The following is a 12333-nucleotide window of genomic DNA, read 5'->3' as shown; positions in this document are numbered from 1 at the left end:
CGAACACGCGGAAGGGCCCGCAGCACGCGTGCTGCGGGCCCTTCCGCGTGTTCGCCTGATCCGGGGACCTACGCGTCCTCGCGGCGCAGCGAGGGCTTCAGATCCTTGAACCGGCCGAGCAGGCCGTTCACGAACGACGGCGACTCGTCCGTGGAGAACTCCTTCGCCAGCTGGACCATCTCATCCAGCACGACCGCGTCCGGCGTCTCGTCGACCCAGATCAGTTCGTACGCGCCGAGGCGCAGGATGTTCCGGTCCACCACCGGCATACGGTCGAGCGTCCAGCCGACCGAGTACTGCGCGATCAGCTCGTCGATCCGCCGGGCGCGCTCCGCGTACCCCTCGACCAGCTGCATCGTGTACTCGCTGACCGGCGGCTGCCGGGTGTCCTCCCGGGAGAGCCGGACCCAGTCCGCGAGGACGGTGAGGACGCCGACACCGCGCTGGTCGCCCTCGAAGAGGATCTGGAAGGCGCGCTTACGGGCCGTGTTGCGGGCAGCCACGGTTAGCTGTTCACCCGGCCGAGGTAGTCGCTCGTGCGGGTGTCGACCTTGATCTTCTCACCGGTGGTGATGAAGAGCGGGACCTGGATCTGGTGGCCGGTCTCCAGGGTGGCGGGCTTGGTGCCACCGGTGGAGCGGTCGCCCTGGACGCCCGGCTCGGTCTCCTGGATGGTCAGCTCGACGGCGGCCGGCAGCTCGACGAAGAGCACCTCGCCCTCGTGCTGCGCGACGGTGGCGGTGAAGCCCTCGACCAGGAAGTTGGCGGCGTCGCCGACGGCCTTGCGGTCGACCATGAGCTGGTCGTAGGTCTCCATGTCCATGAAGACGAAGTACTCGCCGTCCATGTAGGAGAACTGCATGTCGCGCTTGTCGACGGTGGCCGTCTCGACCTTCACGCCGGCGTTGAAGGTCTTGTCGACGACCTTCCCGGACAGCACGTTCTTGAGCTTGGTGCGCACGAAGGCCGGGCCCTTGCCGGGCTTGACGTGCTGGAACTCGACGACGGACCAGAGCTGGCCGCCTTCGAGCTTGAGCACCATGCCGTTCTTGAGGTCGTTCGTGGAAGCCACGGTTGCGGAATCTCCTGGACTGACGTGGACGACCCCGGCGCACGCACCTGCCTACAGGGCGAGCAGCTCCTTGGTCGTGATGGTGAGTAGCTCGGGTCCGCCGTCCGCCTCGGGGCGGACGACGAGCGTGTCATCGATCCGGACGCCGCCCCGGCCCGGGAGGTGGACCCCCGGTTCGACGGTGACCGGCACGCAAGCGTCCAGTTTACCCATGGCCGCGGGGGCCAACTGCGGGTCCTCGTCGATTTCGAGTCCGACACCGTGGCCCATGAGCGACGGCAGGCCCTCATGGTGCCCGGCGGAGTCCAGGACCTGGCGGGCGGCCCGGTCCACGTCACGGTAGGCGGCGCCCGGCGTCAGGCTCTCCCGTCCGGCCCGCTGAGCGGCGAAGACGAGGTCGTACAGCTCGATCTGCCAGTCCGCGGGGGACGTGCCGATCACGAAGGTACGGCCGATCTCGCAACGGTAGCCGCGGTACGTCGCGCCCAGGCAGACGGAGAGGAAATCGCCCTCCTCGACCCGGCGGTCGGTGGGCCGGTGCGCCCGGCGGCCGGAGTGGGGGCCGGTGGCGACGGCCGTGGGGAAGGCGGGGCCGTCGGCGCCGTGATCGACGAGGCGGCGCTCCAGTTCCAGGGCCAGGTGGCGTTCGGTACGGCCGACGAGGATGGACTCGAGAAGCTCGCCGAGGGCCTGGTCGGCGATCTCCGCGCCGATCCGGAGGCAGGAGATCTCCTCCTCGTCCTTGACGACCCGGAGCTGTTCCACGGCGGTGCCGAGGCCGGCGAGGCGCAGCTGCGGCGCGGCGGAGTGGAGGGCCCGGTGCCGGGCGACGGTGAGGTGGTGCTCCTCCACGGCGAGCGAGTCGGCGCCCTGGGCCGCGGCGAGGTCCGCGGCGGCGACGGCGGCGTCTCCGCCGGGGCGGGGAAGGGTGTGGATCAGCAGCGCCTCGTCGGGGCGGCCCTCGTAGGGGCGCTCGTCGGGCGGCTCGGGGCACACGAGCAGGTCGTCGGTCTTGCCGAGGAGCAGCACGGCGCCCCGCGGGGCGGCGCCCGCGAGGTAGCGGACGTTGGCGGGGCGGGAGATCAGCGCGGTGGCGCTGCCGCTGGCTTGGCAGCGGTCCCTCAGGCGGGAGCGGCGGGTGGCGTACACCTCTGACATGACCCGAGCGTATGAGCTCCGCGGGGTTGGCGCCGGTTGAGGGCCGCTGAGTGGGCGGTTCCCTGCGGGTTGCGGGGCTTCGGGGGTGACCGTCGTTGGTCGGCCTCGGGCCGGTGGGGGTTTCTCGCGCAGTTCCCCGCGCCCCTGAAGGGGGGCGGGCGTCGTCCGTCGGCTTTCCGCCGGTGCGGTTTCTCGCGCAGTTCCCCGCGCCCCTGAAGGGGGGCGGGCGTCGTCTGTCGGCTTTCCGCCGGTGGGGCTTCTCGCGCAGTTCCCCGCGCCCCTGAGCGGTGGCGGGCGTCGTCTGTCGGCTTTCCGCCGGTGGGGGCGCAGTTCCCCGCGTCCCGTCCCTCACACGGGGGCTACCAGGACGGGGGGCTGGCCAGGGAGCGGGCGAGGACCTCGTCCAGGAGGTGGGCTGTCTGGGGGACGTCCAGTTGGGAGTTGTCGATGATGGGGAGACCCGAGCCGTACCAGCCGGCCATGCGGCCGTGGATGCGGGCGACCTCCTCGTCGGTGAGGCGGCGGTTGCCCGAGCGTTCGGCGTTGCGCTCCAGGACGATCTCCAGGCCCGGGAGCAGGACGACCGGAAGGAGCCCGGGGCCCACGTGCCGCTTCCAGCCGCCGAGGCCGACGACGGGCCGGTCGGGGAAGACCGCGTCGTCGAGGATGCAGGAGATCCCGTTGGCCAGGAAGTTGCGCGCGGCGAAGCCGCACGTGCGACGCGCGAGGCGGTACTGGGCCTCGGAGTGGTCGTTCCAGCCGGACTGGGGGTCGGCGAAGCCCGAGCGGACCCATTCGCGGACGTCGTCGAGGCTGATGTGCGCGGTGGGCACCCTGCGGTGGTCCGCCCAGTACTTGGCGACGCTCGTCTTGCCCGCCCCGGCCGGGCCGATGAGCAGGACCGCGAGGGTGGTGGACGTCGGGTCGGGGGCCGTCGCGGCGGGCGGGGCGCTCGGCATGGCGACGGGGCCGCCGGGCGGCAGCGGGACATGGCCGGTGCTCTCGGGCGCCGGCGGGCCGTAGCCGCCGTGCTGCGGGGCGGGCGCCGCGGGTCCCGGGGGACCCGGGGGTGCGAAGCCCGGCGCCGACGGCGGCGGGGGCACGGGTGCGGGCCCCTGCGGTGCTCCCTGCGCTCCGGGGTGGTGTGCGGCCGGCGACCAGCCGTGCCCCGGCTGGTGGGGCGGCGGCAGCGGAGAACCCACTGCGTGCTGCATCCGGTGCCACTCCGTCTCGTCGTCCATGGCCATTGGCGCTGGCAGCGGGGCCATGCCCCGCTCCCTACCGAACGGTACCGTCCCCGGCCGTCGTTTGGTGAACGGCCGGGGGCCGGCCGAAGTGCCCATTGCCATAGGCGAATCGGACACAATCGTGCGTGCGTGGACTTACTGGCCGACTTCACCGTAGGCGGCGAGCAGGACGGCCGGGTCGGGCCCCTCCAGGACGGTCGGCTTGGCCAGGCCGTCCAGGACGATGAAGCGCAGCAGGTCACCGCGGGACTTCTTGTCGACCTTCATGGTCTCCAGCAGCTTGGGCCACTGGTCGTAGCGGTAGTGCAGCGGCAGGCCGACCGATTCGAGGATCGCACGGTGCCGGTCGGCGGTCGCGTCGTCCAACCGGCCCGCGAGGCGCCCGAGTTCGGCGGCGAAGTGCATGCCGACGGCGACCGCGGCACCGTGCCGCCACTGGTAGCGCTCGTTCTTCTCGATGGCGTGGCCGAGCGTGTGGCCGTAGTTGAGGATCTCCCGCAGACCCGACTCCTTCAGGTCCGAGGAGACGACCTCCGCCTTGACCCGGATCGAGCGCTCGATCAGCTCGGCGGTGTGCGGGCCGGCCGGGGTGCGCGCGGCCTGCGGGTCCGCCTCGATGAGGTCCAGGATCGCCGGGTCGGCGATGAAGCCCGCCTTGATGATCTCCGCGAGCCCGGAGACGTAGTCGTGGACGGGCAGGGACTCCAGCGCCGCCAGGTCGCACAGGACCCCGGCGGGCGGGTGGAAGGCGCCGACGAGGTTCTTGCCCTCGGCGGTGTTGATGCCGGTCTTGCCGCCGACCGCCGCGTCCACCATGGCCAGCACGGTCGTCGGGACGGCGATCCAGCGCACCCCGCGCAGCCAGGTGGCGGCGACGAAGCCGGCGAGGTCCGTCGTGGCGCCGCCGCCGACGCCGACGACGACGTCGGAGCGGGTGAAGCCGGACTGGCCGAGCGCCTTCCAGCAGTAGGCGGCCACCTCGGCGGTCTTGGCCTCCTCCGCGTTCGGGACCTGGATGGCGACCGTCTCGAAGCCCTGGTCGGCCAGGTCGGCCCGCAGCGCCTCACCGGTCTCCGCCAGCGCCTCCGGGTGGATCACCGCGACCCGCTTGACCCGGTCGCCGATCAACCCGCCCAGCTCGCCGAGGAGCTGACGGCCCACCAGGACCTCGTACGGGTCGCTGCCCGCGCTCCCGCCGACCTGGATCCGCGTCACTGCCTCGGTCATGCGTCCTTCAACTCCAGTGCGTCCAGCGCGGCTCGGGTCACTTCTTCGGGGGTACGGCCGTCGGTGGCCACGACGGCCGTCGCGACCTCCTCGTACAGATGGCGGCGGGCCTCCATGAGCTCGCGCCACTGCTTGCGCGGGTTGACCGCGAGCAGCGGGCGGGCGGCGTTGAGGCCGGTGCGCTTCACGGCCTCCTCGACGTCCATCGAGAGGTAGACGACCCGCTGTCCGGCGAGCAGGGCCCGGGTGCCGGCGTCGAGGATCGCCCCGCCGCCGAGCGCCAGGACGCCGTCGTGCTCCTCGAGCGCCCGGCGCACGGCCTGCTTCTCGATCTCCCGGAAGGCGGCCTCGCCGTCGTCGACGAAGATCTCGGAGATGGTCCGGCCCTGCTCGGCCACGATGTCGTCGTCCGTGTCGCGGTAGCCGACGCCGAGCCGCCCGGCCATCAGCTCGCCGACGGTGGACTTGCCCACTCCCATCGGCCCGACCAGCACCACCACGGGCGCCCCGCTCATCGGATCGCCAGGTGGTCGAGGTACGAGCGGACGTTGCGGCGCGTCTCGGCGACCGAGTCGCCGCCGAACTTCTCCGCGACCGCGTCCGCGAGGACGAGCGCCACCATGGCCTCGGCGACGATGCCGGCGGCCGGGACCGCCGAGACGTCGGAGCGCTGGTGGTGAGCCTGGGCGGCCTCGCCGGTGGTGACGTCGACGGTCTTCAGGGCGCGCGGCACCGTGGCGATCGGCTTCATCGCGGCGCGGACCCGCAGCAGCTCACCGGTGGTGAGGCCGCCCTCGGTGCCGCCGGAGCGGCCGGAGGTGCGCCGGATGCCGTCCTCGGTCCTCACGATCTCGTCGTGCGCCTTGGAGCCCGGCACACGGGCCAGCTCGAAGCCGTCGCCGAGCTCGACGCCCTTGATGGCCTGGATGCCCATGAGGGCACCGGCGAGCCGGGCGTCCAGCTTGCGGTCCCAGTGCACGTGCGAGCCGAGGCCCACCGGCACGTCGTAGGCGAGCACCTCCACGACACCGCCGAGGGTGTCGCCGTCCTTGTGGGCCTGGTCGACCTCCGCGACCATCGCCTTGGAGGTGTCGGCGTCCAGGCAGCGCAGCGGGTCGGCGTCCAGCCGCTCGACGTCGGCCGGGGTCGGGTAGACGCCCTGCGGGGCCTTGACGGAGCAGAGCTCGACGACGTGGCTGACGATCTCGATGCCGGTCGTCTCCTTGAGGTACGACCGCGCCACCGCGCCCAGCGCCACCCGGGCGGCCGTCTCCCGGGCGGAGGCCCGCTCCAGGATCGGCCGGGCCTCGTCGAAGCCGTACTTCTGCATGCCGGCGAGGTCGGCGTGGCCGGGGCGGGGCCGGGTCAGCGGGGCGTTGCGGGCGAGCCCGGCCAGGATCTCCGGGTCGACCGGGTCGGCCGCCATGACCTGCTCCCACTTGGGCCACTCGGTGTTGCCCACCATGATCGCGACCGGGGAGCCGAGCGTGAGGCCGTGCCGGACGCCGCCGAGGAACGTGACCTCGTCGCGCTCGAACTTCATGCGCGCGCCGCGTCCATAGCCGAGGCGGCGCCGGGCCAGGTGGTCCGCCACCATCTCCGTGGTGATCGGCACGCCGGCGGGAAGGCCCTCCAGCGTCGCGACGAGTGCGGGGCCGTGGGACTCCCCCGCGGTCAGCCAGCGCAACCTGCTCAACGGTGCTCCTCGATGCTCGCGCCCTGGTACTGCACTGGGTACGCGTGTCAGCGCGTACCGCGACGGCGGCCAGGTGCGCGGCCCGGGCCCGCCACCTCCGATCCTCCCACGTCCGGGCCCGGCCACCGGCCGCCGGTCCATCTGGCGGACGGCCCTCAGTGGCAAAGTGCGTGATGCGCTAATCAAGTCCGACCTTTAACGGCACCCAAGCTCGTGACCGTGTGCTGCCATTAGTGCCACGGATCGATCGAGAGATCCACCCTACTGCACTCCAATACAGACAAACCGACACATGGTTCTATTTCAATGACTGACCAGGAATCTCCGAAACCTCGCCCGAAAGACCACTTGACTCGAGGGTGTTTATATCCATATTGTACGTGCACCCATCTAGGAACTTTTATGGAGTCTTACGTGAGCAGAACCCATCGCATCCTTCGGGTGCTTATCACGGCGGCGATTGCGCTATTTGCGCCACTCACCTTTACCACGCCAGCAAATGCCTGGGACGCAAAGGAATGCACCAACTCGGCCCATAAGGAGTTTGACACAACAGGGACAAATGTCACGGTGTACATCCAGTTGTGCGTCTGGCGCACAGGCTCCACTTACGACGCCGAGGCATACGTCAATTGGGGAGGGGGTGGCGGGCTTCGAAAATTTGACGCCTTCCGAATGGAGGTCCGCCTTGAGAAGAATGATGCCGCGATGAGCTACAACGACTGCAACCTTGTTAGCGCCATCAATGAAAATTCCACGGGCTCTCGCGACTGTGGCACAGCCGCGCGAAGCGGGTCGGGGAGCGGATGGACGGCGGACGCCACGGTCCTCTACAACCTCGACCTGGACGGTGAGGGTGAGAAATTCTGGGATCTGACCGGCACCCCTAAGATTTAGACCAAACTTGGGGTCGCCAGTCATAGAGGATGGCGACCCCTCTGTCTATGTACAGCTGTCCATTTCGTACACTCCTCTGACAGCTACAGCCACGCGCCGATTTGCCGAGCGATGAAGCACAGCAGTCCGCCTAAGGGGGCACATCGGCCGGTCGATGTCAACTAGAGGCGACACGTTCCGAGCGGCTGTGTCAAGTGCAGGCAACATCTGGGACGGATGTGTCTGGCGGGCTGACCGCCAGGCGGGCAGGGGGGAGTTCTGTCCCCCCTGGGGGGACAAAACTTCCGCGGCATGTCGTGTCGGAGCGACATCGATTTCAAGCAGAGCTCACATACTGCTGCGCGTCCGGAGATCAACAACGTGGGAGCAGCTTCGTGTCGAGTGAGCCGCAGCGCCGCCGTCCGAGCGCCAAGGGGGCGCCGCAGCCGAAGTTGCCGCTGGACGATCCCTCCGAGGCCTGGGACCGGTCCCTACGGCCCGTCAAGGACCTGGACGACGTCGCACGGCAGTACCCGGGCCGGAAGCTCTCGCTGGGCGAGCAGCGCAAGCCGATGGAGTTCTGCGGGACGCCGGAGCAGCCGAACGCGTTCTCCATGGACAGCCTGGAGTTCTTCCTGGTGATCGCGCAGTTCTTCCGCGAGGCGCTGCCGCTGCGGCTGATCCTGCTGATGATCGCCTGCCAGAAGGCCGGCGGGCGGATTCCCCTGACGCAGGAGGAGATGGCGACCGTCCTGGACGTGGCGCGTACGAAGGTGACCGAGGCGCTGGGCGAGGTCATGTCGCACGGCATCGTCTTCCGGGTGAAGCGCGGGGTCTACCAGTTCAACCCGCCCTACAGCTACGGCGTAGCGGAGTTCATCCCGGGCACTGAGACCACGGAGCCTTAGTAATCAAGGTCGACCAGCACGTCACCCTGAAGCAGATCGCGCGGACCAGAGCCTGCCCGAGTTGGTGCGCTTCCCTTCACTAGAGAAGATGAGGCAGGAGATCGAGCGGCGCGTAAGGAACGGGCAGACGAGCGAGCTCGCCGGCGCCGGGAGCGGGCGCAGCTGAAGGAGAAGGGGGCCGAACAGTGAGCGGTCTGCATTTCGCCTCCGTCAATGCGGAAGGCATCGTTGCCGATCTCGATCTGCTGCCCGCGGCCTACCGCGTGCTGCTGAAGCTGCGGGCCCACAGCGAGCCGGGCGGCCGTATCGAGACCGACCAGGGCACCATCGCCCAGATGCTGAACCTGAGCCGGACGGCCGTCAACGCGGCCCTGCGCGACCTGGACCTGGCGCTGCTGGTGAAGAAGCAGCGCGCTGGCGTCTACCAGCTCAACGCCATGCATGCCGCCTACGCCTCCCCCGAGGACGCCATCGCGGCTGTCAAGGCGATGCCGAAGGATGAGCGCCTTAACTCCACTGACTTCGTCGACCGCTACCGCAGGGGTGTCGCCGCCTACCAGGACCAGCTCGCAGAGAAGCGCCGGCGCCGGGAAGACGCCAAGCGTCGCCAGAACCTCAAAGCAGTCTCCTGACCCGGCCGCCCGGACCGGCCGGGCTGGCACTACGGCGCTGCACCCCACGGTGCAGCGCCGTTCATGTGTCTGGTGTCGGCGTCGACCCTAGAGGCCTCACTCACATGGACGAGGATCCCCGCGCGTGGGGAGGTCTGGGTGCAGCCGCTTTCGGGTGGGTTACAGGCGCCGCTGGCCGTACTAGACGGAGAAGCCAAGCGCAGCAGTGGGCGGCCGTCGCCGGGCTGGAGGCAACAAATAAAGTTGCCCGAGGCTCCTGGTGTCGTTCACTGCTCTCTGAGGCCCTGAAGGGATGAAGGTACTTACTACCGAGGAGAGCGAAGATCAATGACCAACTCACGCCCAGGCCTGCGTACGGCGATTCTTGTCCTCATCCGGGACGAGGATGTCGACGCGCCTGCCGCCGATTCTTCCTGGAGCACCCTCATTGCGCGCGGGGTGAGCGGCCGTCCCGTGCGCGGGGATCGTTCCATCGCGCGACGCGTGGGCATCCGGCCCGATGCCTTGGTGACACGGCTGGTGACGATCGTTGATAGTCCTCAGCTCCACGAGGTGTACGGAAGCGACGGGGTCCCGTGCATCGTTGATGCCGATCTTCCCGCGGAGGCACTCCGGCTCGTGTCCCGGTGCCGAAAGCTCACGCGAGCCTCCCTGCGCCGGGCGCTCCCCTTCAAACGACCGTTCGTCCTAGCGCCCACCAGCGCGTATTTCCCCCCAGAGATCGCGGGCTCTCTCACCCTGCTGGGCGTCCCGGAGCGGGCCTGTGAGGCTTACCGCGACGCCCATGACGTGCTCCGGGTCTGGTTTGACACCGGCGACACAAGCCTCGCGCTCACCTTTGCCGACAAGTGGGGTCTTCAGCTCCGGGGCCGAAAGCACCTTCAGTCCATCCTCGATGGAGTCCAGCAGGTGATCTCGGACTCCCGCGATATCTACAGCAACGACTTGTTCCTCGAGCGGCTCAATCGCGAGACGCGGCGCATGCGGGACGCGAACAAGCCGCTCTACGAGCGGCAACTGAAGCACCACCACATCGGCTCCTTGACCGGGGTGGAGTTCGCTCCGCCGCAGCATCGCTCCCTCGACGAGGTCCTCACCGAGGGCTTGGACCACCTTTGCCTCAACGTCCTGCTAGCCGACTTCCGCGACGACCAGAAGAAGGCGGTCTACGCCCGGTTCCTCGACGACGAGATCGCCGACTGGCATCAAGCCGCGGTCTACGCCGAGGCGAAGATCCCCGGGAAGTTCAAGGAACTTGTGCGCCGCAAGGTGATCAGGGTCAGGGACAAGCACCGGGCCGAGGTCCCCGACGGGTGCAGGCATTGCCGGATCGGCAAGCCCCGGAAGGAGAAGGCACCCAAGAAGATCCTTCCGCCGCCGACGACGGGTTCGGCAGACCGCGGGCCGGACACGACCGGGGAGGTAAGCTTCCATGGCTGAACCGCAGACTTCGACTCGCCCTCCTTCACCTGACAGCGAATTGAGCATCCGCGCCGAGGTGCGCGCGGTTCACGGCGACTACCTGCTCAAGGCGCTCAGCGTCCTGATCTACCTGCTCGTCCCGACTCTGATCGTGGTAGCCGTTCTCGTCGCCAGCAGCGGCACGTATGCCGTGATCGCTGCCGCACTCATCACCGCGTCGGTGGCCCTCTTGCTCGTGGGGCACAAGCCGTGGAGGCATGCTGTTCACCGCCGCGCTGAGCGTGCGGCCGAGCGCGAAAGGCTTCGCCTGGCGCAGAAACTGCGCAGACGCTGGCGCCGGTAGCCCTAGCACCAGAACGTCCTGCCCGCGACTGCTCACGCCCCCACCGGGCGTGAGCAGTCGCCATGTCCAGTGCCAATGACCATTCGCCCGCTGACCTGGGAACGGCGGATGCACATAGGGAGTCGGGCGACCGCGCAGTCCCGCATCGCCCCAGCCGAACATGTCGACGAGCCTTGCACGCCTCGCTGCCCTGTGCCGCACGGCCTGCTACCCGAGTGCAGCGCCCGGGGCCGGCCCTCGGAATGCCATCGCTCGCGTCCACCTGGGAATTCAGGGGTTCGACTCACAGCGAACAGGGTGAATAGGGCATTCTGGCTCACGGGTTCCCGCTTGCGTCACAGGTGGGCCGGGTATCTGTGAGGTCGACTCTTCGTGATCAGATCCGGGCCGGGGGCCAGATGTGCGGGCCACGGCACTGCCCGCAGGCGGCACAGCCCGCGCACTCCATGCAGCACTGCTTCGAGGCGCGGGCAGTGGCAGATCGGGTTGTAGTCGGGGGCGTCCTCGCCCTCGAACCACGGCTCGCCCAGCGTGGGCCGGCCGTCGACGTGGACCTGGCCGTCGGCGGTGAGTGTCTCGTGCCGGTGCCGCACCAGGTCGACTCCGTCCACACGGCGATCACCGTGTCCGGGTCGCCCGTCACGACGCGGCCCCCGGGCGCAGACCGGCTCCGGTTTCGTGGGCGCGTGCGAGCAGGGCGTTGAAGGCGAGCGCGGCCGCGGGGTCGGTCTCGGGCAGCCGGTTGACGGCGGCCCGCTCGTCCTCGCTCAAACCGTCCAGCTGGCCGGTGCGGGCGAGGGTGCGCAGCAGGGCGTGGCACAGGACGTCGTGGGCGAGGGCGGCGTGGCGGGCGGCTTCGGCCTTCTCCTCCTGGAGGCGCTGCGCGTCCTCCAGCTGCCGGTCGCGCTCGCGTTCGGCGTCGGCCGCGAGCTCGTCCTGGACCACGGCGTCGGTGTCCGGGTCGTACACGCCGCCAGTGTCGGCGAGCAGCTGCACGATGCGCGTCCACTCAGCGACTTCGGCCGGGCCGCGCTCATCGCCGGCGAGGTCCTCGTGGTCGCGGACCATGTGCTGCTGCAGCTCTGCGTCCTCGAGGGCTGCCGCCGCCTCCGGGTGGGTCATGCCGCGGGCCCGCCGACGGACCGAGCGGCGCCCGACCTTTGCCCAGTCGATCGGCTCGCGGGGCGCGGGCGCGCGGTGGGCGGGCACGCGCGGGCGCCGGTGGGATCGGGGTACGGGGGTGCTCATACGAGCCTCCCAATCGTTGCGGAAACGGTGACGGGAAATCCGGCTGCCGCACGGTGGGCGCGGCAGCCGTAGTGTGCCGAAGCACGGTAGGTGTCACCTTTGCGACCAGCCGACCTGGAGTTACCCGCGACGCGAAGCCGGAAAGTCGTCATCAACGAGGCGGTCCTGTTGTCATCGAGCCTGAACATGCAGGCTTGTTGTCACCGCCTGCCGTTGCCAGGCAAGCTCTGGCCTGCGATCTGGGTTTCCCGGGATGCTGGCTCAGCCGTCTTCCTCCTCAGCGGAGCTGCCCAGGCCCTCTCAGAGTCACTGCCGTGCCGCCTCCAGACGTTCGACATAGTCGGCAGCGAAGATGCCGCGAAGTGCCTTGGAGGGGCGGGGGGGGGGGGGGCGGCCCCCCCCCCCCCCCCCCCCCCCCCCCCCCGCGAAATCAAAACAACCCCCCCCCCAAAAGAAGCCCCCACAAAAACGAAAAGAAGAAACCACACAAAAACACAACCAGGA

At 69.6% G+C, this 12333-nt stretch carries 14 protein-coding genes; 5 read left to right on the top strand and 9 right to left on the bottom strand.

Annotated features, from left to right (window positions below; all coding sequences use genetic code 11):
• Positions 1-68: 68 nt before the first annotated feature.
• The 7 genes from nusB to aroC all read right to left on the bottom strand — a co-directional run bounded on the left by nusB (position 69) and on the right by aroC (position 6400).
• The gene (nusB, locus tag ACFV46_RS23175) at positions 69-503 is read right to left on the bottom strand and encodes a transcription antitermination factor NusB (protein ID WP_055623771.1); all 435 of its coding nucleotides are present in this window, start codon (positions 501-503) and stop codon (positions 69-71) included.
• A gap of 2 nt (positions 504-505) precedes the next feature.
• The gene (efp, locus tag ACFV46_RS23170) at positions 506-1072 is read right to left on the bottom strand and encodes an elongation factor P (protein WP_019757323.1); all 567 of its coding nucleotides are present in this window, start codon (positions 1070-1072) and stop codon (positions 506-508) included.
• 51 nt (positions 1073-1123) lie between these two features.
• Entirely contained in the window at positions 1124-2230 is a 1107-nt protein-coding gene (locus tag ACFV46_RS23165; RefSeq protein ID WP_376728638.1) for an aminopeptidase P family protein, read from the bottom strand.
• 359 nt (positions 2231-2589) lie between these two features.
• Complete coding sequence (locus ACFV46_RS23160) at positions 2590-3444, bottom strand: Pro-rich N-terminal domain-containing protein (protein ID WP_376728645.1); 855 nt, start codon at positions 3442-3444, stop codon at positions 2590-2592.
• A 168-nt stretch (positions 3445-3612) separates the two neighbouring features.
• A complete protein-coding gene (gene aroB / locus ACFV46_RS23155) occupies positions 3613-4704 on the bottom strand; it encodes a 3-dehydroquinate synthase (RefSeq protein ID WP_361930921.1) in 1092 nt (363 codons plus the stop codon).
• Positions 4701-5219, bottom strand: coding sequence for a shikimate kinase (locus ACFV46_RS23150; RefSeq protein ID WP_283289786.1), 519 nt, complete (start codon positions 5217-5219; stop codon positions 4701-4703). The genes aroB and ACFV46_RS23150 overlap by 4 nt, the downstream gene beginning before the upstream one ends.
• Entirely contained in the window at positions 5216-6400 is a 1185-nt protein-coding gene (gene aroC / locus ACFV46_RS23145) for a chorismate synthase (RefSeq protein WP_151783054.1), read from the bottom strand. Before aroC ends, ACFV46_RS23150 begins: the two co-directional genes overlap by 4 nt.
• A 414-nt stretch (positions 6401-6814) precedes the next feature.
• Here aroC and ACFV46_RS23140 point away from each other — a divergent pair, with 414 nt between their 5' ends.
• The 5 genes from ACFV46_RS23140 (at position 6815) to ACFV46_RS23120 (ending at position 10581) form a co-directional block, all read left to right on the top strand.
• Positions 6815-7297, top strand: coding sequence for a hypothetical protein (locus ACFV46_RS23140; protein WP_385499499.1), 483 nt, complete (start codon positions 6815-6817; stop codon positions 7295-7297).
• 374 nt (positions 7298-7671) lie between these two features.
• Positions 7672-8184: a hypothetical protein gene (locus ACFV46_RS23135; protein WP_385499498.1), complete on the top strand. Its 513-nt coding sequence runs from the start codon at positions 7672-7674 to the stop codon at positions 8182-8184.
• Positions 8185-8369: 185 nt separating this feature from the next.
• A complete protein-coding gene (locus ACFV46_RS23130; protein ID WP_385499497.1) occupies positions 8370-8816 on the top strand; it encodes a MarR family transcriptional regulator in 447 nt (148 codons plus the stop codon).
• A 327-nt stretch (positions 8817-9143) separates the two neighbouring features.
• On the top strand, positions 9144-10256 hold the full coding sequence (locus ACFV46_RS23125; protein ID WP_385499496.1) for a hypothetical protein: 1113 nt from the start codon (positions 9144-9146) through the stop codon (positions 10254-10256).
• Positions 10249-10581, top strand: coding sequence for a hypothetical protein (locus ACFV46_RS23120; protein ID WP_385499494.1), 333 nt, complete (start codon positions 10249-10251; stop codon positions 10579-10581). The genes ACFV46_RS23125 and ACFV46_RS23120 overlap by 8 nt, the downstream gene beginning before the upstream one ends.
• 335 nt (positions 10582-10916) lie before the next feature.
• Here ACFV46_RS23120 and ACFV46_RS23115 read toward each other — a convergent pair whose 3' ends face one another.
• Entirely contained in the window at positions 10917-11192 is a 276-nt protein-coding gene (locus ACFV46_RS23115; RefSeq protein WP_385499493.1) for a hypothetical protein, read from the bottom strand.
• Between the two features lie 28 nt (positions 11193-11220).
• Positions 11221-11829, bottom strand: a complete 609-nt coding sequence (locus tag ACFV46_RS23110; protein WP_385499491.1) for a hypothetical protein — start codon at positions 11827-11829, stop codon at positions 11221-11223.
• Between the last annotated feature and the right edge of the window lie 504 nt (positions 11830-12333).

Origin of the sequence: Streptomyces sp. NPDC059852 (genome assembly GCF_042731455.1) — a bacterium.
Taxonomy (GTDB): domain Bacteria; phylum Actinomycetota; class Actinomycetes; order Streptomycetales; family Streptomycetaceae; genus Streptomyces.
The sequence above is the reverse complement of the archived record's forward strand: the minus strand, read 5'-3'. Positions and strand labels throughout refer to the sequence as shown.